General features: G+C 71.4%; 25 protein-coding genes. 13 read left to right on the plus strand and 12 right to left on the minus strand.

Going from position 1 to position 25,474, the window contains the following annotated elements; all coding sequences use genetic code 11:
• Positions 1 to 22 precede the first annotated feature (22 nt).
• From EAO75_RS21935 to EAO75_RS21950, 4 genes are all read left to right on the plus strand, one after another.
• Positions 23 to 1,060, plus strand: coding sequence for a pectinesterase family protein (locus tag EAO75_RS21935; protein WP_147996761.1), 1,038 nt, complete (start codon positions 23 to 25; stop codon positions 1,058 to 1,060).
• 1 nt (position 1,061) lies between these two features.
• Positions 1,062 to 2,096, plus strand: a complete 1,035-nt coding sequence (locus tag EAO75_RS21940) for a pectinesterase family protein (RefSeq protein ID WP_147996762.1) — start codon at positions 1,062 to 1,064, stop codon at positions 2,094 to 2,096.
• A gap of 70 nt (positions 2,097 to 2,166) precedes the next feature.
• Positions 2,167 to 3,279, plus strand: a complete 1,113-nt coding sequence (locus EAO75_RS21945) for a right-handed parallel beta-helix repeat-containing protein (protein ID WP_147996763.1) — start codon at positions 2,167 to 2,169, stop codon at positions 3,277 to 3,279.
• A 137-nt stretch (positions 3,280 to 3,416) separates the two neighbouring features.
• Positions 3,417 to 4,571: a right-handed parallel beta-helix repeat-containing protein gene (locus tag EAO75_RS21950; RefSeq protein ID WP_147996764.1), complete on the plus strand. Its 1,155-nt coding sequence runs from the start codon at positions 3,417 to 3,419 to the stop codon at positions 4,569 to 4,571.
• 102 nt (positions 4,572 to 4,673) lie between these two features.
• Here EAO75_RS21950 and EAO75_RS21955 read toward each other — a convergent pair whose 3' ends face one another.
• The 3 genes from EAO75_RS21955 to EAO75_RS21965 all read right to left on the minus strand — a co-directional run bounded on the left by EAO75_RS21955 (position 4,674) and on the right by EAO75_RS21965 (position 7,053).
• The gene (locus EAO75_RS21955; RefSeq protein ID WP_147996765.1) at positions 4,674 to 5,504 is read right to left on the minus strand and encodes a pectate lyase; all 831 of its coding nucleotides are present in this window, start codon (positions 5,502 to 5,504) and stop codon (positions 4,674 to 4,676) included.
• A gap of 86 nt (positions 5,505 to 5,590) precedes the next feature.
• Entirely contained in the window at positions 5,591 to 6,448 is an 858-nt protein-coding gene (locus EAO75_RS21960; RefSeq protein ID WP_147996766.1) for a hypothetical protein, read from the minus strand.
• A complete protein-coding gene (locus EAO75_RS21965) occupies positions 6,445 to 7,053 on the minus strand; it encodes a SigE family RNA polymerase sigma factor (RefSeq protein ID WP_147996767.1) in 609 nt (202 codons plus the stop codon). The genes EAO75_RS21960 and EAO75_RS21965 overlap by 4 nt, the downstream gene beginning before the upstream one ends.
• Positions 7,054 to 7,311: 258 nt before the next feature.
• On the opposite strand from EAO75_RS21965, the gene EAO75_RS21970 reads away from it, so the two are divergent.
• Complete coding sequence (locus tag EAO75_RS21970; protein ID WP_147996768.1) at positions 7,312 to 8,763, plus strand: NCS2 family permease; 1,452 nt, start codon at positions 7,312 to 7,314, stop codon at positions 8,761 to 8,763.
• A 4-nt stretch (positions 8,764 to 8,767) separates the two neighbouring features.
• On the opposite strand, the gene EAO75_RS21975 is transcribed toward EAO75_RS21970, so the two are convergent.
• From EAO75_RS21975 to EAO75_RS22000, 6 genes are all read right to left on the minus strand, one after another.
• Complete coding sequence (locus EAO75_RS21975; protein ID WP_147996769.1) at positions 8,768 to 10,213, minus strand: peptidoglycan D,D-transpeptidase FtsI family protein; 1,446 nt, start codon at positions 10,211 to 10,213, stop codon at positions 8,768 to 8,770.
• 55 nt (positions 10,214 to 10,268) lie between these two features.
• Complete coding sequence (locus tag EAO75_RS21980) at positions 10,269 to 10,931, minus strand: response regulator transcription factor (RefSeq protein WP_147996770.1); 663 nt, start codon at positions 10,929 to 10,931, stop codon at positions 10,269 to 10,271.
• Positions 10,928 to 12,217: a sensor histidine kinase gene (locus EAO75_RS21985; RefSeq protein ID WP_147996771.1), complete on the minus strand. Its 1,290-nt coding sequence runs from the start codon at positions 12,215 to 12,217 to the stop codon at positions 10,928 to 10,930. Before EAO75_RS21985 ends, EAO75_RS21980 begins: the two co-directional genes overlap by 4 nt.
• The gene (locus tag EAO75_RS21990) at positions 12,214 to 13,212 is read right to left on the minus strand and encodes a hypothetical protein (protein WP_147996772.1); all 999 of its coding nucleotides are present in this window, start codon (positions 13,210 to 13,212) and stop codon (positions 12,214 to 12,216) included. The genes EAO75_RS21985 and EAO75_RS21990 overlap by 4 nt, the downstream gene beginning before the upstream one ends.
• A gap of 80 nt (positions 13,213 to 13,292) precedes the next feature.
• Positions 13,293 to 13,763, minus strand: coding sequence for a GNAT family N-acetyltransferase (locus EAO75_RS21995; RefSeq protein WP_147996773.1), 471 nt, complete (start codon positions 13,761 to 13,763; stop codon positions 13,293 to 13,295).
• A gap of 4 nt (positions 13,764 to 13,767) precedes the next feature.
• The gene (locus tag EAO75_RS22000; protein ID WP_030956770.1) at positions 13,768 to 14,541 is read right to left on the minus strand and encodes an IclR family transcriptional regulator; all 774 of its coding nucleotides are present in this window, start codon (positions 14,539 to 14,541) and stop codon (positions 13,768 to 13,770) included.
• Between the two features lie 131 nt (positions 14,542 to 14,672).
• On the opposite strand from EAO75_RS22000, the gene EAO75_RS22005 reads away from it, so the two are divergent.
• Entirely contained in the window at positions 14,673 to 16,202 is a 1,530-nt protein-coding gene (locus tag EAO75_RS22005) for an aldehyde dehydrogenase (NADP(+)) (protein WP_147996774.1), read from the plus strand.
• 144 nt (positions 16,203 to 16,346) lie between these two features.
• Here the strand turns inward: EAO75_RS22005 and EAO75_RS22010 are convergent, their stop codons facing one another.
• Complete coding sequence (locus EAO75_RS22010; RefSeq protein WP_147996775.1) at positions 16,347 to 17,009, minus strand: response regulator transcription factor; 663 nt, start codon at positions 17,007 to 17,009, stop codon at positions 16,347 to 16,349.
• A 93-nt stretch (positions 17,010 to 17,102) separates the two neighbouring features.
• On the minus strand, positions 17,103 to 18,827 hold the full coding sequence (locus tag EAO75_RS22015) for a sensor histidine kinase (RefSeq protein ID WP_261989379.1): 1,725 nt from the start codon (positions 18,825 to 18,827) through the stop codon (positions 17,103 to 17,105).
• A gap of 219 nt (positions 18,828 to 19,046) precedes the next feature.
• Between EAO75_RS22015 and EAO75_RS22020 the strand changes: the two genes are divergently transcribed.
• A complete protein-coding gene (locus EAO75_RS22020; RefSeq protein WP_410092467.1) occupies positions 19,047 to 19,643 on the plus strand; it encodes a hypothetical protein in 597 nt (198 codons plus the stop codon).
• 54 nt (positions 19,644 to 19,697) lie between these two features.
• Complete coding sequence (locus EAO75_RS22025) at positions 19,698 to 20,309, plus strand: DUF1349 domain-containing protein (protein WP_147996777.1); 612 nt, start codon at positions 19,698 to 19,700, stop codon at positions 20,307 to 20,309.
• On the opposite strand, the gene EAO75_RS22030 is transcribed toward EAO75_RS22025, so the two are convergent.
• The gene (locus EAO75_RS22030; protein ID WP_261989380.1) at positions 20,269 to 21,672 is read right to left on the minus strand and encodes an MFS transporter; all 1,404 of its coding nucleotides are present in this window, start codon (positions 21,670 to 21,672) and stop codon (positions 20,269 to 20,271) included. The two genes, EAO75_RS22025 and EAO75_RS22030, sit on opposite strands and share 41 nt — an antisense overlap.
• 70 nt (positions 21,673 to 21,742) lie before the next feature.
• Between EAO75_RS22030 and EAO75_RS22035 the strand changes: the two genes are divergently transcribed.
• From EAO75_RS22035 to EAO75_RS22055, 5 genes are all read left to right on the plus strand, one after another.
• On the plus strand, positions 21,743 to 22,738 hold the full coding sequence (locus EAO75_RS22035) for a GlxA family transcriptional regulator (RefSeq protein WP_147996778.1): 996 nt from the start codon (positions 21,743 to 21,745) through the stop codon (positions 22,736 to 22,738).
• Positions 22,735 to 23,253, plus strand: a complete 519-nt coding sequence (locus EAO75_RS22040) for a GNAT family N-acetyltransferase (RefSeq protein ID WP_187284536.1) — start codon at positions 22,735 to 22,737, stop codon at positions 23,251 to 23,253. Before EAO75_RS22035 ends, EAO75_RS22040 begins: the two co-directional genes overlap by 4 nt.
• A 75-nt stretch (positions 23,254 to 23,328) precedes the next feature.
• The gene (locus EAO75_RS22045; protein ID WP_147996780.1) at positions 23,329 to 24,045 is read left to right on the plus strand and encodes a DsbA family oxidoreductase; all 717 of its coding nucleotides are present in this window, start codon (positions 23,329 to 23,331) and stop codon (positions 24,043 to 24,045) included.
• 60 nt (positions 24,046 to 24,105) lie between these two features.
• Positions 24,106 to 25,191, plus strand: a complete 1,086-nt coding sequence (locus tag EAO75_RS22050) for an aminotransferase class V-fold PLP-dependent enzyme (protein ID WP_187284537.1) — start codon at positions 24,106 to 24,108, stop codon at positions 25,189 to 25,191.
• A 40-nt stretch (positions 25,192 to 25,231) separates the two neighbouring features.
• Positions 25,232 to 25,474, plus strand: a 243-nt coding sequence (locus EAO75_RS22055) for a sigma factor (RefSeq protein WP_315987230.1), incomplete at its 3' end; no start/stop codon positions are given.

Below are 25,474 nucleotides of genomic sequence, written 5' to 3' on the forward strand. Positions count from 1 at the left end.
GTAGCGACCGAAGGGGCGGGGCCTGGCGTGGCGCCACGCCAGGCCCCGCCCCTTCGGTCGCTACGGTTCACCGGCCGCCCGCCCGACCCCGCGGACCCTGTACGTCCACCCTGGCGGCCAGGGCGACTTCACGTCCGTGCAGGCCGCCGTGACCTCGACGGACGGCAGCGGCTGGACGTTGGTCATCGCGCCGGGGACGTACCGGGAGACCGTCGCCGTCGATGTGACCCGGACGGGGATGACCTGGCTGGGCGCCAGTGGCGACCCGCGTGACGTCGTCATCGTGTACGACAACGCCGCCGGCACCCCCAAGCCCGGTGGCGGCACCTACGGCACCACCGGCTCCGCCACCACCCTCGTCCAGGCCGACGGCTTCACCGCCCGCGACCTGACCTTCGCCAACGACTGGCTGCGCGCCGACCATCCCGGCACCAGCGGCACCCAGGCCGTCGCGATCAAGGTGCAGGGCGACCGCTCGGCGTTCCACCACTGCCGGTTCCTCGGCCACCAGGACACCCTGTACGCCGACTCCATGGCCCTGGGCGTATTCGCCCGGCAGTACTTCGCGCACTGCTACGTCGAGGGCGACGTCGACTTCGTCTTCGGCCGGGCCACCGCCGTCTACGAGCACTGCCACTTCCGGACCCTGACCCGGGCCGACCTGTCCTCGGCCCCGTACGGCTTCGTCTTCGCCCCCTCGACGGCCGGCGCCAACCCGCGCGGTTACCTGGTGACCATCAGCCGCGTCACCAGCGAGGCTCCGGACGCCCACTACAAGCTGGCCCGCCCGTGGGTACCCAGCTCCGACCCCACAGCCCACCCGTCGCTCACCGTCCGCGACACCCACCTCGGCCCCGGCATCGACGCGGTCGCGCCCTACACCAACATGTCGGACAGCTTCCCGTGGCAGAACCAGCGCTTCGCCGAGTACCGCAACACCGGCCCCGGCGCGGTCGTCACCGTCCCCGCGAACCGGCCCCAACTCACCGCCGCGCAGGCCGCGTCGGCGACGCGTGAGGCGTACCTGGGCGACTGGACGCCGTGGAAGGAGGGCTGCTGAGATGCGCAGACGCACTCTTCTCGCCGCCGGGATCGCCGGGATCGCCGGGGCGCCGGTGGCCACCTCCCCCGCCTTCGCCGGTGGTCGGCGCCCGGTACTGCACGTCCGCCCCGGCGACTCCGTGCAGGCGGCCGTGGACGCCGTGACCGGGCCCGGCTGGACGATCGTCGTGCACCCGGGGACGTATCGCGAGGCGGTCGACATCCGGGCGGAGAAGCAGGAGTTGACCCTGCGCGGTGCCACCCCGAACCCCCGCGACGCCGTCATCGTGTACGACAACGCGAACGGCACCCGGAAGCCCGACGGTTCGGGCACCTACGGCACCGCGGGCTCCGCCACCTTCAGCTCTTCGGCGGCCGGACTGACCGTCCGTGATCTGACCCTGGCCAACGACTGGCTGCGCGCCGAGCACCCCGAGATCACCGGGACGCAAGCAGTGGCGGCGTACATCACCGGTGACCGCTCGTCCTTCGAGAACGTCCGCATGCTCGCCCACCAGGACACCCTCTTCGTCGACACCACCGCGCTCGACGCGTTCGACCGGCAGTACTTCCACCGCTGCCACATCGAGGGGGACGTCGACTTCGTCTTCGGGCGAGCCACGGCCGTCTTCGAGGACTGCCGCTTCCACACGCTTCCTCGGGACGTGGACTTCATCCCCATGGGCATGGTCTTCGCCCCCGCCACGGCCCGCGCCAACCCCCACGGCATCCTCGCCGTCCGCTCCCGCATCACCTCCGGCGCGCCGGACGGGGCGTACAAGCTGGCCCGGCCCTGGGTGCCGTCGTACGAGACGACCGCCTGGCCGTCGCTCGTCGTGCGCGACACCTGGATGGGGCCGGGGATCGATCCCGTGGCGCCGTACACCGACATGCGGGAGCAGTATCCCTGGCAGACCATGCGGTTTCGGGAGTACCGCAACAGCGGTCCCGGTGCCGTGGTCACCGTTGCGGAGAACCGGCCCCAACTGCTGCCCGTAGAGGCCGAGTTGCACACCAGAAGGGCGTATCTCGGGGACTGGCGGCCGTACGCCTGAGACGGCCGGGCCCGTCCTGTGACCGTCCCCTTGTCCATCCCCCCACCCGCACGACGAAAGGACCCACTCCATGTCTCGTCGCAGCGCTCTCACCGTCGCCGCGGCCCTCACCCTGGGCGCCGGCCTGGCCGTGCTCCCCACCCAGGCCCAGGCCGCGACCGTGGTCGTCAGCAACTCGACCGACCTGTCCAACGCCATCAAGAACGCCACTGCCGGCACGGTCATCCAGGTCCGCGGCGGCACCTACTACCAGACGGCCACCCTCCAGTCCACGGCCAACGGCACCTCGTCGTCGCCGATCACGCTGACCGCGTACGGCTCGGAGACCGTGAAGATCGACGGGTCGTCACTGCCCTCCGGCTCCTGGATCTTCAAGCTGACCGCCGACTACTGGAACATCTCGGGCATCACCTTCCAGAACTCCCCGGACAGCGCGGTCGTCTGCCAGTCCTGCACCGGCACCAACTGGAACAACATCAAGACCATCAACGGCGGCGACTCCGGCTTCACGCTCACCGGCGACGGCACCGTCAACAACACGGTCCGAGGCATCGACTCCTACGGCCACTACGACGCCGCCACCCACGGCGAGAACGCCGACGGCATCGCGGTCAAGTTCGGCTCCGGCACCGGCAACCTGATCACCGGCGCCCGCCTCTACAACAACTCCGACGACGGCCTCGACTTCTGGTCGTTCTCCTCGCCGGTCACCGTCGAGCACACCTGGGCCTTCGGCAACGGCAGGAACCGCTGGTCCGACTCTGCCTTCGCGGGCGACGGCAACGGCTACAAGCTCGGCGGCGACGGCGAGGTCGTCGCCCACGTCGTCAACAACTCGGCCGCCTGGGACAACGCCGGCAACGGCTTCACCGAGAACTCCAACACCGGCGCCATCGTGATCAACCGCACGACGGCGTACGCCAACGCCAAGTGGGGCTACTACTTCGCCACGGGCGCGGCCAGGCTCGGCAAGAACCTCGCCGTCAGCAATGGCAGCGGCTCGGTCAGCAAGGGCTCGTCGGTGGTCTCGGCCGGCAACAACTGGGACTCCGGCATCTCGACCCCGGCCTTCCGCTCGACGGACGCGTCGAGCACGTACAACGCGCGCCAGTCAGGCGGTTCGCTGCCCGTGACCACCTTCCTGACCACGGGCAGCACCACGATCGGCGCGACGATGGACTGATCGGGCAGCGCGCACGTCAATCGGCGAGTGGGTGACGGCGGGCAGCGAAAGTTTCGCTCGCTTTCGTCGTGGCGCGGCAACCTCCCCGGCCACGGTGACGACAGCAGGGCGTCCCGTCCTCAAGGAAAGGAACGTCCGTGCGGCACAGCACCGGTCGTCATCGCAGGACCCGTACCCTCTCGCTCGCCGCGGCGGTCGCCGTCGCCTCGGGGGCGGGGGGCGTCTACCTCGGTCTCTCCGACGGCGGGGCCGAGGCGGCCTCGGCGACGGTCACCGTGTCCACCGCCGCTCAGCTGGAGTCGGCCGTCAAGAACGCCTCCGCCGGTACGACCATCCAGGTCCGCGGTGGTACGTACACCCCGTCGGCGACGCTCAAGTCGACCGCGAACGGCACCGGTTCCGCGCGGATCACGCTGCAGGCGTACGGCAGCGAGAAGGTGCGGATCGACGGGTCCAAGCTGCCCGAAGGGTCCTGGCTGGCCGGGATCTACGGTGACTACTGGACCGTCCAGAACCTCACCTTCCAGAACTCCCCGGCTCAGGGCTTCGTCGCCACGTCCTCCGTGGGCGGCGTCTTCAAGAACCTCGTCACCGCGGACAACGGCGACTCCGGGTTCACGCTCCGAGGGGACGGCACCACCGGCAACCTCGTGCAGAACCTGGACAGTCACGGCAACTACGACCCGGCCGGGCACGGCCAGAACGCCGACGGGATCGCCGTGAAGTTCGGCTCCGGTACGGGCAACCGGATCACCGGGGCGCGGCTGTTCAACAACTCCGACGACGGCCTGGATCTGTGGCAGTTCTCCTCCCCGGTCACCGTCGAGCACACCTGGGCCTTCGGCAACGGCAGGAACCGGTGGGGCGACTCGGCCTTCGAGGGCAACGGGAACGGGTTCAAGCTGGGCGGCGGGGGCGCCTCGGTCGCCCACGTCGTCAACGACAACGCGGCCTGGGACAACACGCTGCACGGCTTCACCGAGAACTCCAACACCGGGGCGATCGCCCTCAACCGCAACACCGCGTACGCCAACGCCGAGACCGGGTTCTACTTCGCCACCGGCAAGGCCCGGGCGGCCCGCAATCTCGCCGTCGGCAACAAGAAGGGGCTGTCCGAGCTGGGTGCGTCGACCGTGTCGGCGGCGAACAACTGGGACGGCGGCGTCGCCACCCCGTCCCTCCGGTCGACGGACGCGACGACGGTGTACGGGGCCCGCAAGGCGGACGGTTCGCTGCCCGCGACGGCCTTCCTGACGACGGGCTCCACGACCATCGGCGCGACGATGAACTGACCTTCGCCCGCAAGGTCGAACGCCCCGCCGGTCGTCACCGGCGGGGCGTTCTGTTCTGCTGACCGAGGGGGGCTCAGGCCAGCAGGTCTGTGGCCGACGTGCTCACTGGTACGTGATGTCAGATGCCGAGAACCTGCAGGAGGTTCCGTCCGGGCCGGTGCCGATTTCCTTCGGCTCCTTGCCGCTGCTGTTGCCCTCGAAGCGGGTGCAGGTCTTGACCTTCTTGCCGCTGTCGCCGTGGATACGGATCTTGCGCAGGGCGGCCGTGTCGCCGTAGTTGGAGTTGATGCCGACGATCGACTTGCCCGGCGCGGTGACGTCCACGTCGTTGATGATGATCGTGCGCTTGTACTGCGTGGAGCAGTTGCCGCAACTGCGCACCAGCTTGCCGAAGTTCGAGACCTGGAACTTGGTCACGACCAGCTTGCCCGCGCCGTTGAACTGCAGGACCTTGTCGTCGGCGTTCTTCGCGCCGCCGCCGTGGACCGTGTACACGGCCGACGACGACTTGCCCTTGAAGGTGGCCGCGTCCTCGCCGACGTCCAGCCACCACACGTTCTGGAGCGTGCAGGAGCCCTTGCAGTGGACGCCGTCCGCGGCCGGGGTGCCGATGATGACGTTCTTCAGGACCGCGCCGTCGGCGAGCTCGAAGATCGGGTCCTGGCCCTCCTCCTGGCCGCTGCCGCCCAGGTCGCCCGAGCCGTAGAACCTCGTCAGCTTGCCGTCGTAGGTGCCCGACACCTTGATCGTCGACGAGACGGGCTTGCTGCCCTTCTCCGTCGGCCAGGACGTGGCCGCGCCCGCCGAGGACAGGAGCGTCGTGGTGACGAGCGCCGCACCCGTGACGCCGAGGGCGCAGACGCCGGCGATCACGGCCCGCCGCTTGGTCGCCCTGCGACGGTGCCGGACGCGCTGTTCAGCCTGTGCTGTCATGAACCGGTCTTCCTTGCGTGGAGGGGATCCTTGCGTCTCCTGGTCGCCACGCGTGCGGGAAGGGTTGCCGGTCCTGCGGAACTTGTTTACGAATCCCCGTCGGCTGCCGAGTCGTTGGCGTCGTGCGCCGCGAAGCCGCCCGCCACGGAGAGCTGTTCGCCGCCCGCCTTGGCCGTCATCGAGTAGCTGTCGCCCTTCGCGTCGCGGCCGCCGCGCTCATGGTCGTACTGCCCCGCGAACACCCACTCGCCGGCACGGACCGTACGGCCCTCCTTGAGCACCCAGGTGTGGACGAGGAAGCCGTCCTTCTCCTCGACCGTCAGCGTGAAGTCGTCCTCCGGCAGTGAGCGCCAGGCGCCGGTCGAGGTGACCCCGCCGGTCTGAGCCACCTTCAACCGGACGGTGAGCGCGGTGAGTTGCTCGCTCGTCCGCAGGGTCAGATTGCTCTGCGCCCAGAAGTCGTTGCTGTGCGGGTCCACCGAGCCGTCCGACCACAGCGGGCCGTCCTGCTCGCCCTTGGCGGCGGGCGCCTCGGGCGTGGCCGTCGGCTGCCGGGTCGGCGCCTCGCTCGTCCCGCGGGACTCAGGCGTGCGCTCCGGCGTCCGGTCGGCCGACGGGGCGGGCGGGACCGGTGCGCGGCTCGGGGTGTCCGGGGACGAGGTGGGCGTCGGTGACGTGGCCACCGTCTGCTGCGGGCGGTCCTCCTTCACGGCGGACGCCACCGCGTAGCCGCCGACCGCGAGAACGCCGGCGACCGCGGCCGTGGCGGTCACCACCCGGACCCAGCCGTACACCGGCGGGCGGGTCGCCCGGTGATCGGGGCGGGTCTTCTCGGCCATGCCGCGCTCGACGCGGGCCAGGATCCGCTCGCGGTCGGGCTCGTGCGCGCCGGCCGCCTCGTGCAGCCGGGCGCGCAGTTCGTCGTGCACGTCCCGCGGCATCATCGGTTCCTTCCTCCGGCGTCCCCGGTGCGGTCCGCCAAGCTCTCCACCGCGAGCGAGCGGGGCGGTGCCCCCATCGCCGCCGCGTGCACCCTGAGCGGAGCCTGCCGCGTCCCGAGCAACCGCTGGAGCTCGGCCATCCCCTTGGAGGTCTGGCTCTTCACCGTACCGACGGATATGCCCAGGGCGAGCGCCGTGTCCTTCTCGGACAGGTCGAACGCGTGCCGCAGCACCACACAGGCGCGTTTGCGGAACGGAAGTCTACGCAACGCCTCCTGGACGTCGACGACGCCCGCGACGTCCGGGTTCTCCGCCTTCTCCTCGCGCTGCGACCAGAACAGAGCGACCCGGCGGCGCTCCCGGACCGCGCTGCGGATCCTGGTGCGGGCCAGGTTGGCCACGACCCCGCGGGCGTACGCCACCGGATGGTCGGCCGCGCGCACCCGGTCCCAGCGGTGCCACAGCGCCAGCAGCGCGTCCGCCGCGAGATCGTCGGCAGCGTCCGCCTCACCCGTCAACAGATGGGCCAGGCGCGAGAGTTCGGCGTAGTGGCGCTCGAAGAAGGCATGGAACTCCACGGAGGCGGCGTCGTCGACGACGGTGCCCACGGGCGACCCCTCCTGCCTGCGCGGTCATGTGAATGAGGTGTGGTGGTCCGGCGATCATTTAGCGATCAACCGGTCAGGATGCGGAAGCGTAGCAGTGATCGAACGTCTGACTCGTGCGGGGTATCGAACGCCGTGTGATACCCCGCACATGAGCAGGCCTGATTCCGTAACACGGAGAAAACCTGAAACGGGTTCAACGCGGGAACAATCCAGCCAGCATCCGCGCATCGATCCATCAGGCAACAAGGAGTTACCGCCATGTCCGAGTCCCAGAAGGTGGCCGACCGGTCAAGTGCCCCACCGCCAGGCGTGAACAGCGTCGACCGGTACTTCAAGATCTCCGAACGGGGGTCCACCTTCGCCCGTGAGATACGGGGCGGCTTCGCCACGTTCTTCACGATGGCCTACATCCTTGTCCTGAATCCCATCATCCTCGGCAGCGCGAAGGACAAGTTCGGCCACCAGTTGGATGCGGTCCAACTCACCACCGCCACCGCCCTGGTGGCCGCGGTCATGACGATCATCATGGGCGTCGGCGGCAACCTGCCCCTCGCACTCGCCGCCGGCCTCGGCCTGAACGCCGTCGTCGCCTTCCAAATCGCCCCGCTCATGGCGTGGGACGACGCGATGGGCCTGATCGTCCTCGAAGGCCTGCTGATCTGTGTGCTGGTGGTGACCGGGCTGCGCGAGGCCGTCATGCACGCCATCCCGCAACCGCTGAAGCAGGCGATCAGCGTGGGCATCGGCCTGTTCATCGCCTTCATCGGCTTTGTCGACGCCGGGTTCGTGAGCCGGATCCCGGACGCCGCGAACACCACCGTGCCGGTTCAGCTGGGCGGCACCGGTCAGCTCACCGGGTGGCCGATCCTCGTGTTCTGCCTCGGGGTTCTGCTGACGATCGCGCTGCTCGCCCGCAAGGTGAAGGGCGCGATCCTGATCAGCATCGTGACGATGACGGTCGTCGCGATGATCATCAACTCGATCGCCGACATAAAGGCCTGGGGCCTGACCACGCCCGCCTGGCCCGACAAGGTGGTCGACACCCCCGACTTCGGACTCATCGGCGACTTCAGCCTGTTCGGTGCGTTCGGTGAGACCACCGCCATCACCGTCGTCCTGCTGATCTTCACGCTGGTGCTGTCCGACTTCTTCGACACCATGGGCACCGTCGTCGGCGTCAGCGCGGAGGCCGGTCTCCTCGACGAGCAGGGCAAAGTGCCGAACCTCGGCCGCGTGCTGCTGATCGACGGTGCCGCCGCGGCCGCCGGCGGTGCGGCCTCGTCATCGTCCGCGACCTCCTACATCGAGTCGGCGGCCGGCGTCGGCGAGGGCGCGCGCACCGGCTTCTCCAACCTGATCACCGGCGGCCTGTTCGCCCTGGCCCTCTTCCTGGCCCCGCTGCTCACCATCGTCCCCCTGCAGGCCGCCGCCCCCGCCCTGGTCGCCGTCGGCTTCCTGATGATGACCCAGGTCAAGCACATCGACTGGGAGAAGTACGAGATCGCCATCCCGGCGTTCCTGACCATCGCCGTCATGCCGTTCACCTACTCGATAACCAATGGCATCGGCGCCGGTTTCCTCGCCTACGTCGTCATCAAGGTGGTCCTGGGGAAGGCGAAGGACATCCACTGGCTGATGTGGGGGACCTCGACGCTGTTCCTGGTGTACTTCGCGATCAACCCGATCGAGCAGATCCTGGGCGTCAAGTGACCCGCTAGTTCTTGAGTGCCGCCTCCATGACCTTCTTGGCCACGGGGGCGGCCAGCCCGTTGCCGCTCACCTCCGAGCGCGACGCGTCCGACTGCTCGACGATCACCGCCACGGCGACCTCCTTGCCGTCGGCCTTCCCGTAGGACGTGAACCAGGCGTACGGCGTCTTGCTGTTGTTCTCGCCGTGCTGGGCCGTGCCCGTCTTGCCGCCCACCGTCGCGCCCGAGATCTGCGCGTTCGTGCCCGTGCCGTCCTCGACCACCGTCTGCATCGCCGACTGGAGCTGCTCGGCGGTGTCGGAGCTGACGATCTCCTTCGAGTCGGCCCCGTCGTCGTAGTTCTCCAACACATCCCCGCCGCTATCGGTGATCTGCGACACCATGTGCGGCGAGACCAGCTTGCCGCCGTTGGCTATGGCAGCGGACACCATGGCCATCTGCAGCGGGGTCGCGGTGACGTCGAACTGGCCGATGCCGGACAGGGCGGTCTGCGGCTTGTCCATGTCGGAGGGGTACACGCTGGTGTACGCCCGCACCGGCACGTCCTGCGCCTCGTCGTTGAAGCCGAACTTCTCGGCCATCTCCCGGACCTTGTCCTGGCCCAGGTCGACGGCCATCTTCCCGAAGACGTTGTTGCAGGAGTACTGCAGCGCGACCCGGATCGAGGCGTCCTTGCAGGGGGCGCTCGGGTTCTCGTTGCCCAGGTCCCGGTTGGTGTCCGGCAGCGGGTACGGGTCAGGGCTGACCGTCTTGTCGTCCACCGACGAATACAGGCCGTCCTCCAGCGCGGCCGCCGCCACGACCAGCTTGAACGTGGAACCCGGCGGCAGCGGCTGGCGCAGCGCGCGGTTCGTCATCGGCTTGTCGGAGTCCTTGGTCAGCTGCTTCCAGGCGTCCGAGTCGCCCGTGGTGATCCGCGTCGGGTCGTACGACGGAGTGGACACGGCCGCGAGGATCTTCCCTGTGGTGGGGTCGATCGCGACGGCGGCGCCCTTCTTGTCGCCCAGCGCTTCGTACGCCGCCTTCTGCACGTCCGGGTCGATCGTCGTGACCACGTTGCCCGGGTCGGAGCGCTTGTTGGTGACCGTGTCCAGCACGCTCTTCAGCCGGCTGTCGGTCCCGTCGAGCAGGTCCCGGTAGATGCCCTCCAGCTGGGTGGCGCCGAACGCCTGCGAGCTGTAGCCGGTCACGGCCGAGTACAGCGAGCCGTCCGTGTAGGTGCGCTTGTACGCGAGGTCGCCGCTCTTCGTGCGCGCCGAGCCGGTGATCGCCTCGCCGCCCACGATGATGTTGCCGAGCGGCTCGCTGTACAGCGCGATCGTGTTCCGCCGGTTGTCCTTGTCGTCCGCGAGGGCCTGGCCTTCGTAGAACTGCACCCAGGTCGCCCTGACCAGCAGAGCGAACACCAGGAGCAGCGTGAAGACGGACGCCCGCCTGATCGTCTTGTTCATCCCACACGAGAGGACGACCAGGATGCGGCCAATCGTTCCCTTGCGCCCCGTTTTCTCATCGAGCGTTCATGAAGCCCGCCTCGTACGCGGCGATCACCGCCTGGGTGCGGTCCCGCGTGCCGGTCTTCGCCAGGACCGCCGCCACGTGCGACTTCACGGTGGCCGGACCGACCTCCATCCGCCGCGCGATCTCCGCGTTGGTCAGGCCCTGCCCCATCAGCCGCAGCACATCGCTCTCCCGGCCTGTGAGCCGCGCCACCCAGGGCGGCGGCGTGGGGTACGCGCGCGCGTGCTCGGCCGCGAGGGCGCGGACGGCCGACGGGAACAGCAGGGTGTCGGTGTGCGAGACCAGCCGTACGGCCTGGACGAGCGCGTCGGCCTCCGCCCGCTTCAGCAGGAACCCGGCTGCCCCGACACGCAGGGCGTCGTACACGTAGGAGTCGTTCTCGAAGGTGGTGACGACGACGATCCGGGGCGGATCGTCGAGCGTGGCCAGGATCTGCTCGGTGGCCCGGATGCCGTCGATCTCCGGCATGCGTACGTCCATGAGGACGACGTCGGGCCGCTTCTCCCGCACGACGGACACGGCCTCGGCCCCGGTCGAGGCCTCGCCGACGACCTCCAGGTCCTGCTCGGCGGAGAGGATGGCGCGCAGGGCGCTGCGGACCATGCGCTCGTCGTCGGCGAGGACGYCACGGATCGCGGGGCGGGGCGTCATGGGCGTTCCCTCGGGGTCGGTGGGCAGTTCATCGGCAGCCGTACGCGCAGTCTCCAGATGCGCTGCGCCGCATCCCCTTCACTCGGCCCCGCCTCCGCCGTCCCGCCCAGCAGCCGGGCGCGGTCGGCGATGCCGCGCAAGCCGTGGCCGCCGCCGGGGCGGCAGGAGGGGGCATGGGTCAGGGGGTTCTCCACGGTGATCTCCAGCTGCCCGTCGGCGACCACGATCCGCAGGCTCACGCTCACCCGTTCCCCGGCGTGCTTGAGTGCGTTGCTCAACCCCTCCTGCACGATGCGGTAGGCCTCGCGGGACAGGACGGGCGGCAGGGCCTCGGCATCGGCGTCGACCTTGGCGGCCACGCGCAGCCCGCCCGCGCGGGTGCGGCGCAGCAGGCCGTCCAGATCGGCGGCGAGGGTGGGCGCAGGGGCCGTACCGGGCGTGTCGCCGTCCCTCAACACGCCCAGGACGGCGTCGAGTTCGCCCACCGTGCGCCGGGTCGTGTCCTCGATCGCGGCGAGGGCCTCGCGGACGAACTCCGGGTCGGTGTCGAGGACCCGGCGGGCCGCGCTCGCCTGCAGGGTGACGGCGCTCAGGGCGTGGCCGACGGAGTCGTGCAGTTCGCGCGCGAGCCGGTTGCGTACGGCGAGGTCGGCGGCGCGCGCCTCGACCGCCGCGAGCCGGTCCTCGGGCGTGGGGCCCAGCAACGCGGGCGCCCAGCGGGCGAGGAGCGTGCCGCAGAGGGCCGCGCAGGCGGCGAGCGCGACGAGCGTCGCGACGCCCGCGACCGGCGCGAGCGCCAGCACCCAGGTCTGGTCGAGAGCTTCGGGCAGGCCGACGAGCGAGGCCCCGCCCAGCCACACGAGCAGCGGCAGCGCGGTGAGGAAGCCGGCGAACGGCGGTACCGCCAGCGACATCCCCGAGATGATCCCGCCGAACCCGAGATGCAGCGTGAACCAGGCCGCCGCCCGCCGCTTCTCCACCCGCGTCCGCGCGGGCCGGTAGGCGAGCAGCCCCGCGTCCACCCCGCACAGCGACCGCACCGCACCCGCCTCCAGCGACCGGGTCAGCGGGAACAGGGCCGCGGTGAGGGCGGCCAAGGGCAACCCGACGGCGAAGGACAGGAGTTGGAGCGGCAGGTCGTTGAAGACGTACCGGGAGTTGGTGGCGGGGCCGACGATGAGCTGGCCGACGAAGACGTACGGCATGGCGAGCGCGCCGCCGAGGATCAGGTGGATCCAGCGCCGGCGCGCCCGCCGCCCGAACAGGAACCCCGCGAACCGGCTCACGCCGTACGACACTTCCGGCTCGCGGAGCGCTCCGCGAGGAAGTGGACCCCGAGGCAGGCGACGAGGATGCCGACGATCATCTGGCCAGCGTAGGTGAGGCTCAGCACCGGTGTGGGGCCGTCGGCCACGTCGGTGAGCGGGGCCAGCGACAGCCAGCCCGCCCAGCAGAGCGTCGCCGCGGAGCCGACCCAGGCCAGCGCGAGGGGCAGCGCGACGGGCAGGGCACGGCCGCGCCGGAACGCGAGGAGGAGGCCGCCGGTGACGGCCATGGCGAGGAACACCACGGACAGGGCCTCCATGACGTAGAAGCCACTGGCCCGGTCGGTGACGCGGCTCTCGTCGAGCCCGGCGGTGCCACCGCACGCCCACAGCAGGTGGGCGATCAGCGGCGGCAGCGCGCATCCGGCCGCCGCGACGGCGACGGCACGCTGGGCCGCCCCGATGAAGCCGGCCGGAAGCTCCCACACCCGCCCCTCCCACAGCCGGCCCCAGCGGTCGCGGGCGTACAGCACTAGCAGGGCGCCGAGGGTGAGTCCCTGCACGATGAACCCGGTGTAGACGACCCCGAAGACCCAGGCGTCGAGGAACGGTTCACCACCGGCGGTGGTGTTCGTGGCCCCGCCGAGCGCGTCGACGACGAGCTGGATCGGAAACCCGGCCATGATCGGCGCGAGCAGCCCGGTGGCCACCCACGCGGGCAGGACGAGCAGCCACGCGGGCACCCGCAGCCCCCACGGCCGGGTCAGCACCAGCGCGAGCACGATGACGGCCGCGTCCATGAGCACGGTGACGCTGTTCGCGACGGCCATGCTCGCCCGGTGCTCCAGCAGCGAGCTGCCGTCCGGGATGCCGATCCGACTCCCCGCGAGCCACGCGACCTTGAGCGAGAGATACGGCACACAGGAGACGATGGCGACGGCCCGCAGGGCGCGACGGGCCCTGCCGAGACCGACGGCGTCGTCGGTCTGCGGGGCGGGAGCGAGTGTCTGCGTCATACGGCCACGCTCCCGCGAGGGCGCCGGCCCGCACCTCCTGCCCGGCGATGATCCGTCTCCGCCTGACGGGGGAGAGGCTCTCAGCCCTCCAGGTGCAGCACGACCTCGTCGATCTCCTCGCCCCGCGCGTTCGCGAAGCCCCTGGCCTGTGCGGTCACCTGGAAGCCGCACTTCGTCAGCACCCGCAGCGAGCCTCCGTTGTCCGCCGCCGCCCGTGCGTACAGCGGGCGTTCGGGCACCTCGGCGAGCAGCCCGCGCAGGGCGGCCGTGGCCACACCCCGGCCCCAGTAGGCGCGGTCGACCCAGTAGGTCACCTCTCGCTCGCCGGGCTCCCCGTACACCGCCGCGCTCCCCACGACGTCACCGTCGGCCAGGATCGTGCGCAGCACATGCGAGGAGGACCGGATCCGGCTCCAGTGCGCGTCGAACGCGTCCCGGTCCGCCGGGTCCTTGGGGGTGAAGGCCGCCATGCGTAGGGCCTCCGGGTCGTTCATCTGCCGGTAGAAGACCGGCAGATCGCTGTCGTGCACCTCACGCAGTTCCACATCCATGGAGTCAGAGCCTACGAGTGGCCAGCGTCAGCCGGTCCCGCGCGTCGAACAACGCGTCCTTCACCATCTGTTCGTGCGCGGGCGTCAGCCGGGCCACCGGCACCGAGCAGCTGATCGCGTCGCGGGCGGGAGTGCGGTACGGGATCGCCACGCCGAAGCAGCGCAGGCCCAGGGTGTTCTCCTCGCGGTCCACGGCGAAGCCCTGCTCGCGGACCTGGTGGAGCTCCTCGATGAGCTTCTCGCGGTCGGTGATCGTGTTCTCGGTCAGCGCGGGCAGCGTCTCGGGGAGCATCTTGCGGACCTGCTCGTCCGAGTAGGTGCTCAGCAGCGCCTTGCCGAGGGACGTCGAGTGCGCGGGCAGGCGCCGGCCGACCCGGGTGAAGGGGCGCAGGTAGTGCTGGGACTGGCGGGTGGCGAGGTAGACGACGTTCGTGCCGTCGAGGCGGGCCAGGTGGATCGTCTCGGTCGTGTCGTCGGACAGCCGGTCCAGCGTCGGGCGCGCCGCCGCGACCACCTCGTCGCCGTCGATGTACGACGTGCCGACCAGCAGCGCCCGCACGCCGATGCCGTACCGGGTGCCCGTCGCGTCCGTCTCCACCCAGCCCAGTTCGACCAGCGTGCGCAGCAGCATGTAGAGGCTGGACTTGGGGTATCCGACGGCCTCCTGGACCGCCGCGAGGGAGTGCATGCCGGGGCGTCCGGCGAAGTATTCGAGCAGCTCAACCGTCCGTACCGCGGACTTGACCTGCGCTCCGCCGCCCGTCTCGCCTGCCGACATCGCCCTTGACCCCTTCGTTCGACGGGAAATAGTCTCCGACAGCGTATTCATCATCAGAGACAGTGTTCAGTATATCGAACACCCCTGGTGGATGACCCAGTACTGCGGCATTACATGTGGAGGGACCTGCGGTGGCAGCAGCACCAGTCTGGAGTGTCGACCCCCGTACCGGGAAGCAGCGTGAACAGGTTGCGGTGGAGGCCACAGCCCAGGAGGTGGACGCCGCCGTCCGCGCCGCGCACGAAGCGCGCGGTTCGCTCGCCGACCGCACGGTCCGCTCGGCCTTCCTGCGCACCGCCGCCGACCGGCTGCAGGCGGCCAAGGACCAGCTCGTCGAGGCCGCCGACGCGGAGACCGCGCTCGGCCCGGTCCGCCTCACCGGCGAACTCGCCCGCACCTGCTACCAGTTGAGGGCGTTCGCGGACATCGTCGACGAGGGCGCCTTCCTGGACGTCGTCATCAACCACCCCGACGACACCGCCACCCCGCCGATCCCGGACCTGCGCCGCTACAAGGTGCCCCTCGGGGTCGTCGCCGTCTACTCGGCGTCCAACTTCCCCTTCGCCTTCTCCGTCGCCGGCGGCGACACCGCGAGCGCGCTCGCCGCGGGCTGCCCCGTCGTCGTCAAGGCCCACCCCGACCACCCGGCGCTCTCGGAGCTGGTCGCCAAGGTGCTGCGGACGGCCGCCGCCGCGCACGGCATCCCCGCGGGCGTGGTCGGTCTGGTGCACGGCTTCGAGGCCGGCATCGAGCTGATCAAGCACCCGCTGGTCGCCGCGGCCGGCTTCACCGGCTCCGTACGGGGCGGGCGCGCCCTCTTCGACGCGGCCGCCGCCCGTCCGGTCCCGATCCCGTTCCACGGCGAGCTGGGCTCCCTGAACCCCGTCGTCGTCACGGAGGCGGCCGCCTCCGAGCGCGGCGAGGCGATCGGCACGGGCCTCGCCGGGTCCATGACGCTGGGCGTCGGGCAGTTCTGTGTGAAGCCGGGCCTGGTGCTGGTGCCGTCCGGAGCGGCGGGCGACGGTCTGCTCAAGTCCCTCACGGACGCGGTCAGCGACACCGACGCCGGCGTCCTGCTCGACCACCGGATGCGGGACAACTTCATCGCGGGGGTCGCCGAGCGCATCGAACTGCCGGACGTGGAGTCCCCGGTGACGCCGGGGGCGGGCAGCGAGCACACGGTCAGCGCCGGGTTCCTGACGGTCGCGGCCGAGAAGCTGGCCGGTGAGGGGTCCTACGACCTGCTGCTGGAGGAGTGCTTCGGCCCGGTCACGGTGGTGGCCCGCTACGACGACGACGCCCAGGCGCAGGCCGTGCTGTCCCGGCTGCCCGGCAACCTCACCGCGACGGTTCACCTGTCGGCCGAGGAGGCGGCCGGTGAGGGACGCGGCGCCGAGATCCTCGCGGAGCTGACGCCGCTGGCCGGACGCGTGCTGGTCAACGGCTGGCCGACGGGTGTGGCCGTGGCACCGGCCCAGCATCACGGTGGTCCCTACCCGGCGACGACCTCGACCTCGACCTCGGTGGGCGGTACGGCCATCGAGCGGTGGCTGCGGCCGGTGGCCTACCAGGGGGCGCCCGAGGCACTGCTTCCGGCGGAACTGCGGGACGACAACCCGCTGGGGCTGCCGCGCAGGTTCAACGGCACGCTGGAACGCTGAGCGCTGCGCTGGGAGTGCCGCGTCATGTTGTTGCTCGTCCGCGGCGCCGTCGTGGCTGGTCGCGCGGTTCCCCGCGCCCCTTTTGGGCGTTGGTGAACCGCATGTCGAGACAGCCCCGCGCCCCTTGGGGCGCTGAGGTGGTGGTCAGCCGGTGTTCGACTCCAGGCCCGCGTCCCGGGCCAGGAGTGCCGCCTGCACCCTGTTGTCGCAGTCGAGCTTGGTCAGGATGCGGCTGACGTACGTCTTCACCGTGGCCTCGCTCATGTGCAGGCGGGCGCCCGCGTCCGCGTTGGACAGGCCCTCGCCCAGCAGGGCCAGCACCTCGCGTTCCCGTGCGGTCAGGCCGGCCAGCCGGCGGCGGGCCTCCTCGCCGCGCGCGGTGGCGGCCGGAGAGGCGAGGGTGTCCACTACGTGCCGGGTGGCGGCCGGGGAGAGATAGGCGTTGCCGGCCGCCGCCGCACGGACCGCATGGATCAACTCCTGCGGCGCGGAGTCCTTCAGCAGGAAGCCCGCGCCGCCGTGGCCGAGCGCCCGCAGCACGTTCTCGCGCTCCCCGAACGTGGTCAGGATCAGCACCCGCACCTGGGGCGCGGCCCGGCCCATCTCGGCCAGCGCCGTCAGCCCGTCCATCACCGGCATCTGGATGTCCAGCAGGGCCACGTCGACCGCGGTGCTCCGGGCGGTCTCCACCGCTTCCCGGCCGTCCGCCGCCTCGGCGACGACGTCGATGTCGTCGGCCGAGGTGAGGATCATCCTGATGCCGGCCCTGATGAGCGGCTCGTCGTCGGCGACGAGGACCCGGATCACACGGCCTCCTGCGCGGTGTCGGTGCGGTGGACGGATGGCAAAGCCCCGCCATCATGCCCGATCCGGTCACCTGTGCGGCCTCGTCGCCCCCGTTCAGATCTTGTCCTCGAAGGACTCCTTCGCGACCAGCTTCCCGTCGCGGAAGCAGAACCGGTAGACGATGTCGTCGTCGACGTCCAGGTAGTGACGGCACGTCGCGCCCTCGGGCAGCGCCGGGCCTTGCTTCTCCTGGCCGTCGGTGAGCAGCGAACTGCCCTTCGGCAGCTTGGCCTTCACGTCCTTCTCGGCATCGCCGACCTTCGCGGACTTGTACACGCTCGGCGATATGGTGCCGCTCTCGACCTCGTCGAACAGCGCCATCAGCCCCCAGGCCCCCAGGCCGAGAACGCCCACGACGAGGACGACGGAGGTGACGACACAGCCGAGGGCGACCTTCTTCTTGCTGCTCATGATGGCGGCGAACTCCCCTTGCGGATCGGAACGGTCGATGACCGTGCCACCGTCGCCCGCCGCGCCCCCGCCGATCTGCCCTCGAAAGTCGTCGCCCGCGACGACGGAGGTCGCGTCTTGCGAGCGGGGCAGGGTCTCGCCACCGCCGTACGGCAGCACACCGGCGAGACGGAAGCCGCCGTCGGGCGTGCGACCGGTGTGCACCATGCCCCCGACCAGCCGGGCCCGCTCCTGCAGGCCCGCCAGCCCCTGGCCGCCGCTGATCGCAGGCGGGGACGTGGGCGCTTCGGCCGGCACGGGCCCGTTGGCGACCTCGACCACCAGGCTGTCGGGTTCATAGCGCAGCGCCACCGTGATCGGGGCGCCCGGCGCGTGCTTGTGCGCGTTGGTCAGGCCCTCCTGGGCGATGCGGTACGCCGCGTGGTCGGCGGCGGGCGCGAGGGGCCGTACGGTGCCGGAGCGGTGCAGCTCCACGGCCACACCCGCGGCGCGCGACGACTCGACGAGGTCGTCGACGGTGGCCGCCCCGCGGGCCGTCGGGGGCTCGCCGTCGGCCGGGCCCGGCCGCTGTCCGTCGGGCGCCGCGACGCCGTCCCGCAGGATGCCCACCGCCTCGCGCAGCTCCCGCATCGCGGACCTGGAGGCCTCCCGGAGGATGCCCACCCCTTCCCGCTGGCGGTCGCTCAGATCCGGGTCCACTTCCAGCGCCCCGGCGTGCACGGAGATCAGGGCGAGCTGGTGTCCGAGGCTGTCGTGCATGTCCTGGGCGATGCGCTGCCGCTCCAGGAGCCGGGCCTGGCCCGCCACCATCGCCTGCTCGCGCACCAGTTGGGCGTTGTGCCGCCGCAGGGCGTCGAGCAGCGCGTGGCGCTGGGCGCGGTAGCGGGAGGCGAGGCCCGGCACGATCACCAGGGCCAGGAACGATCCCGCCGCCAGCGCGGCCGTCACGAGCACCGACATCTGGATCTTCTCGTCGGCCGCCTCGTGAACGCCGACGACGAGGTAGAGCACGAACGCGGCGGCGTACGCGGCCAGCGCCCGCGCGGGGCGCATGATCCGGCTGCCCGCCGACCAGCTCACGTACACCAGCAGGGGCACCGAGCCGGCCACCACCCCGGCCATGGCCGACGAGATGAGCAGCACGGTCACCGGCAACGAGCGGCGGGCCAGCACCAGTACGGCAACGGCCAGGGTGATGACGGCGGACCAAGCGACGTATCCGGCGTTCCCGTCGAAAAGGCCCGCCGACCCGGCGAGGACGACGGTGAGCACGCTCTCCCCGATGATCCGCTTACGAGGCCAGGGGGAGGCGGCGGCGAGCCGGGACCGGAGCGACCGGTCGGTGCGGGGTGTCTGTGCTACGTCCACGCGCAGACGATAGTCAGCCACCCCTGGGATCCCGCATCCGCCCTTCGGTGCGGCCCCGAACGACGAAAGTCGACGCCCTGCCACCACCGGATCCGTCATCTTTGGTCGTTGCGGACGTCGACTTACGGAGACTGACCCGGGCCGGGGCGCGCCGTGAGGATGGATCCGCCGGACGAGGGCGCCGGCGCAGGGACCACCACCGGCTCGGGGAGCGAAACCGTGGACAGCGCGCGACCGCAGGTGAACGAGCGATTCACCATCAGGCAGAAGACCACGTTCATGATCAACCGCTACGTCGTGACCGAGACGCTGCCCGACGGCTCCGACGGCAAGGTCGTCGCCTTCGCCGAGCAGAAGCGGATGGCGCTCAAGGAGCAGATGACCTTCTACACCGACGAGTCCAAGGACCGCGTCCTGTTCACCGCCAAGGCCCGCCAGATCCTCGACGTCGGCGCCGCCTACGACGTGCGCGACGCGGCCGGCAACCCCGTCGGCACGTTCCGCAAGAAGTTCGCCGCCTCCCTGCTGCGCTCGACATGGGAACTGGAGCAGCCGGGCTCCGTCACCGCCGTCGGGACCGAACGCAACCGGCTCGTGGCCGTGCTGCGCCGGGTCTGGGAGCTGCTGCCGCTCGACTTCGTACCGTTCGTGTGGCCGTACCACTTCGACTTCACCTCGGGCGAGAAGCCGGTGATGAAGGTCGACAAGAAGATAGGGCTGCGCGACCGCTACGTGCTCGACGTGGCCTCGCCCGATCTCGACCTGCGCCTCGCCATCGCCCAGGCCGTCGCCCTGGACGCCCTCCAGTCCCGCTGACCGGGACCCCCCCTCGGGCGCGCGGTACGGGGGACGGCCTGGAAGAATCCCGCCATGGACCTGGAAATCCCCGAACTCCCCTTCCCGCTGCGCACCTACGGCCCCGACGGCCACTGGTCCTACGAGGACGACGGCATCCTCTCCGGATGGGCCGGCCCCCGGCAGGACCGTTTCGTTCCGCCCACCGGCGAGGCCCTGGACGCCGCCTCCGACGCGCCCCGGCTGCTGGGCGCGCCCGAGGGCGACTTCCAGCTGATCGCCCGTGTCACCGTCGGGTTCGCCGCCGCCTTCGACGCCGGGGTGCTCTACGTCCATGTCGGGGAGCGGGCCTGGGCCAAGCTGTGCCTGGAGTACTCCCCGGACGTGGCGACCGTGTGCACGGTCGTCACCCGGGGCCACTCCGACGACGCCAACTCCTTCACGGTGGAGGGCAGCTCGGTGTGGCTGCGGGTGAGCCGGACCGGGCGTGCCTTCGCCTTCCACGCCTCCCGCGACGGCGAGCGCTGGACCTTCGTCCGGCTGTTCACGCTGGGGGAGGAGAAGGAGGCGGACGCCGCCCTGATCGGGTTCATGACGCAGTCGCCGATGGGGGAGGGGTGCGTGGTGACCTACGACCACCTCGAGTTCAGGCCGAACTGGCCGAAGGACCTGCGAGACGGAAGCTGAGCAGCCCGGTCACCGCGAGCAGTGCCGCGCTGATCACCAGGCTCAGCCGCATCCCCGACACGAAGCCGTCGGAGATCAGCGCCCCGAAGACGGCGATGCCCAGCGCCCCGGCCATCTGCCGCGCCGCGTTGAGGACGCCGGCCGCGAGCCCCGCCCGTTCGGCGGGCACGGCGTCCATCATCGCCGCCGTCAGCGGCGGCACCGTCAGCGCGCAGCCCAGCGCCATCGGGACGAGCAGCAGCGCCACCACCACCGGGGGCGTGTCCGCGTCGACGAACAGCATCACGAGCAGTCCCGCGACGGCGAGGCCCTGGCCCACCACCATGGGCAGCCGCGCGCCGTGGCGTCCGGCGAGCTTGCCCGCCACCACGTTGGTCACCGCGATCAGGCCCGTCATCGGCAGGAACATCAGCCCGGCCTGGAGCGCCGAACGGCCCTGGACCTGCTGGAAGAAGAGCGAGAAGACGAACACCATGCTGTAGAAGGCGACGCTGACCGCCGCTCCGGCGGCCACCGTCACCGCGACGGTCCGGTTGCGGAACAGGCCGAGCGGGACGACCGGGTGCGGTCGGCGTGCCTCGATCCGGAGGAACGCGCCGGCCGCCACCACGGCCACCGCCAGCGCCGCCCAGCCCGCCGCACCGCCCTCGATCACCGCGAACGTCAGCGCGGTGAGCGCCACCACCGCCGTCACCTGACCGGGCAGGTCCAGCGGAGCCGGACGGCGCTGCGAGCGCGGGGCCCGCACCAGCAGGACGAGGATCAGGGCGCCCACCGGAAGGTTCACGAAGAAGATCCCGCGCCAGTCCCAGGCCGTCGTCAGCACACCGCCCACCACCGGCCCCAGCGCCACCGCCGCCGAACCGCCCGCCGCCCACACGGCCACCGCGCGGGCCCGGCGCGCCGGATCGGTGTACGCCTGCCGTACCAGCGCCAGCGAGGCGGGCAGCACGACGGCCGCCGCGACGCCCTGCACGACCCGCGCGCCGATCAGGGCGGGCAGGTTCGGCGCCAGGCCGCAGGCCGCCGAGGCGAGCGTGAAGACGCCGGCGCCCAGCGCGTACGCCCTGGTCGCACCGGCCCGGTCCGAGAACGCCCCGGTGGACAGCATCAGCGCGGCGAAGGCCAGCGTGTAGGCGTCCACCACCCACTGAAGGCCCGCCATCCCGCCGCCGAGGGAGGAACCCATCGCGGGCAGGGCCACGTTCACGATGGACGCGTCGAGGCAGACCAGCGCGAAGCCGAGGAGTCCGGCGGTGAGGGTGAGGGCCGCGGAGGGCGTCTTGCGCGCCTTGGTGTTCGGCGTCAACTCGGCCTGGGGATCGGTGAGTTGGCCGCCATCGCGTTTCACGTTCGTCGACATGCCTCCATGCTGCGGATCTGTGCCGTCGTACAGTAGTGGCCGAAATGCCATGCACCCGGAGGTTCTGGCCATGACCCAGTCGCCCACCCCGCACCGCATCGCCGTCGTGGCGCCCTCGCCGGTGTCGATGTTCAACCTCGCCATCCCCGAGATGCTGTTCGGCAAGGTCGAGGTCGACGGGCGGCCCGGCTACGAGGTGGTCATCTGCGCGGCCGAGCCGGGACCGGTGCCCACCAGCGGCGGGCTCGACCTGTACGTACGGCACGGACTCGACGCCGTACGGACGGCGGACACGCTGCTCGTCGCCGGGACCGGGGAACCCTTCGAGCCGGACGCGCGGATCGTGGCCGCGGTGCGCGAGGCGGCCGCCGACGGCAAGCGGATCGCCTCCCTGTGCACCGGCGCCTTCCAGCTCGCCGAGGCGGGCCTGCTGCACGGGCGCAGGGCCACCACGTACTGGGCCCACGCCGAGGAGCTGCGCCGCCGCTACCCGCACGTCGACCTGTGCGGAGACGTGCTGTACGTCCAGGACGGGCCCTACGTCACCTCGTCCGGCTACGCCGCCGGCATCGACCTGTGCCTGCACATCATCCGCACCGACTACGGCGCCGCCGTCGCCAACGAGGTCGCCCGGCGCGCACTGGTCGCGCCCGTACGCCCGGGCGGCCAGACCCAGTTCACCCAGACCCCGCTGCCGCCCGAGCGCGGCAACGCCTGTGCCGACACCCGCGGCTGGGCCATGCGCAACCTCGACAAGCCGCTCACCCTCACCGACCTGGCCCGCCACGCCGGGGTCAGCGTGCGCACCCTCACCCGCCGCTTCCACGCCGAGAGCGGGGTGAGCCCGTTGCAGTGGCTGCTCCATCAGCGCATCGAGCGCGCCAAGGAACTGCTGGAGACCACGGACCTGCCCATGGACCAGGTGGCCCGCGCCAGTGGCCTGGGCACGGCCGACTCGCTGCGCGGGCATCTGGTCCGCCGGACGGGGCTGACGCCCAGCGCCTACCGGGCGCAGTTCAGCCGGCTCGGAACCGGGGCGGCCGGGGTCACGTCCTCCGTTGCATGATCAATGACCGAGTGACCGCACACCGGATGATCCGTACCGTTCTGCCCGCCGAGGCGGAGACGGTCGCCGCCCTGCACGCGCGCGCCAGGGCGACGTACTACCCGGACGGGCTCCCCGACGACGGCACCGACTGGGCCGCCGCCTGGCGCGGCGCCATCGAGCGGCCCGACGGGCATGTGCTGTGTCTGGTGGAGGGCGGCCGGATCGTCGGCCTCGCGTCCTTCCGGCGGCCCGAGGACGGCCCGGCGGACACGGTCAAGCTGTTCCAGTTCCACGTCGACCCCGACCACTGGGGCCGCGGCGTCGGTACGGCCCTGCACGCGGCCTGCGTCGAGGAGTGGCGGGCCGACGGGATGCGCACAGCCGTGCTCGACGTCCACGTGGACAACCGGCGGGCGCAGAGCTTCTACGCCGGCCGGGGCTGGCAGCCGGACCCGGAGAACCCGCCCGCCGACGGGGACCACCACCTGTACCTGCGTTTCTCCGTGACGGGCGACGCACCTGACCGGGAATGAAGCCCGCTGCTTGAACGTTCATCCAGTCTGCGGAGGGTGTCTCCGTATCCGTCCGACCTGGAGAGAGCCGAAGACATGCGCGTCGAGATCTGGAGCGACATCGCCTGCCCCTGGTGCTACGTGGGCAAGGCCCGCTTCGAGAAGGCGCTCGAAGCCTTCCCGCACCGCGGCCAGGTCGAGGTCGTGCACCGCTCGTTCGAGCTGGACCCCGGACGCGCCAAGGGCGACATCCAGCCCGTGATCACCATGCTCACGAAGAAGTACGGCATGAGCGCGGTGCAGGCACAGGCCGGTGAGGAGAACCTCGGCGCGCAGGCCGCCGCGGAGGGCCTGGCGTACCGCACCGAGGGCCGCGACCACGGCAACACCTTCGACATGCACCGCCTCCTGCACCTCGCCAAGGAGCAGGGCAGGCAGGACGAGCTGATCCAGGTCCTCTACAAGGCGAACTTCGCCGAGGAGCGGTCCGTCTTCTCCGGGGGCGACGAGCGCCTCGTGGAGCTGGCCGTCGCCGCAGGACTCGACGCCGACGACGCCCGGAAGGTCCTCGCCGACCCGGCCGCCTACGCCGACGACGTCCGCGCCGACGAGCGCGAGGCCGCCGAGCTCGGCGCGAACGGCGTGCCGTTCTTCGTCCTCGACCGCAAGTACGGCGTCTCCGGCGCCCAGCCCGCCGAGGTCTTCGAGCAGGCGCTCACGCAGGCATGGGGCGAGCGTTCGCCGCTTCGGCTCATCGACCAAGGTGAAGCGGACGCGTGCGGTCCCGACGGGTGCGCGGTGCCGCAGAAGTAAAAGGCGCAGGTGGCGGCGGACCTATAAGCGCTGCTTTGCGAAACCACGCAGAAATCGTCAATGGACTACGAGTTCTCCGGGGCCCACAGTGGAGCCATGGAGACCTTCGAGAGCCTCGTCCGCACGGAGTTCGCGCCGAAGAACACCTACCTGAACACAGCCAGTACCGGCCTGGTACCGGCCCGCACCGTCGCCGCCCTGAGGACCGCCGTCGAGGCCGCGGCCGCCGGACGGCCGACCGACATGTTCGCGGATGTGGAGGCGAGCCGCGCCTGCTTCGCGCGGCTCGTCGGCGTGCCCGAGCGCCGGGTGGCGGCCGGCGCCTCCGTCGCGGTCTACAGCGGCCTGATCGCCGCCTCCCTCCCGGAGGGCGCCGAAGTCCTCACCGCCGAGGGCGACTTCAGCTCCGTCGTGAACCCCTTCCACGTCCGCTCCGACCTCAAGGTGCGCAGCGTGCCGCTGGAGCGCGTCGCCGAGTCGGTGCGGCCCGGCACCGCCCTGGTCGCGGTCAGCGCGGCCCAGTCCGCGGACGGCCGGGTGGCCGACCTGCCCGCGATCCGGGAGGCGGCGCGCGAGCACGGGGCGCGTACGTACATCGACGCGTCCCAGGCCGCCGGATGGCTGGACTTCGACGCGGACGCCTACGACTACAGCGCCTGCGTCGCCTTCAAGTGGCTCGTCTGCCCGCGGGGCGTGGCCTTCCTCGTCGTCCCGGAGGACCTCGGCGGGCTCACCCCGCTGTTCGCCGGCTGGGTGGCGGGGGAGCGCCCCTGGGACGCGTGCTACGGCCCCATCGACGAACTCGCCCGCTCCGCACGGCGGTTCGACGAGAGCCCCGCCCTCTTCTCCTACGCCGGCGCCCGCCGCTCCCTCGAACTGCTGGAGGAGCTCGGCCTGGACGCCGTGCGCGCCCACGACCTCGCCCTCGCCGACCGCTTCCGCGCGGGCCTGGCCTCCCTCGGCCACGAGGCCGTCCCGTCCCCCGGCTCGCCGATCGTCTCCGTGCCCGGACTCGGCCGCCGCCAGGCCGAACTGAGCAGCGCCTCGGTGGAGGTCTCCGACCGGGCGGGCAACCTGCGCGCGGCCTTCCACCTGTACAACACGCCCGCCGATGTCGACCGCCTGCTCGACGTCCTCTCTGTCTGAACCACTGGCGCCGGCCCTGCCGGGACGCTAGGAAGGTCACGTGGAGTCCACGGGCGGTACCTCCGCACCGCCGCCTGCCGACGCGGAGGTGCACCGGCGGCTGGTGTACGGCGACGAGTCGGCGCTGGCCGAGGTGTACGCGACGTACGGCGGGCTGGTGCGGCGGGTAGCCGTGCGGGTCACGCGCTCACCGGCCGCCGCCGAGGACGTGGCGCAGGAGGTCTTCGCGCACCTGTGGGGCCGGCCGTACACCTACGACGCGCGCCGTGGCTCGCTGCGCACC

It is taken from the genome of Streptomyces sp. UW30, from assembly GCF_008042075.1.
Lineage (GTDB): Bacteria > Actinomycetota > Actinomycetes > Streptomycetales > Streptomycetaceae > Streptomyces.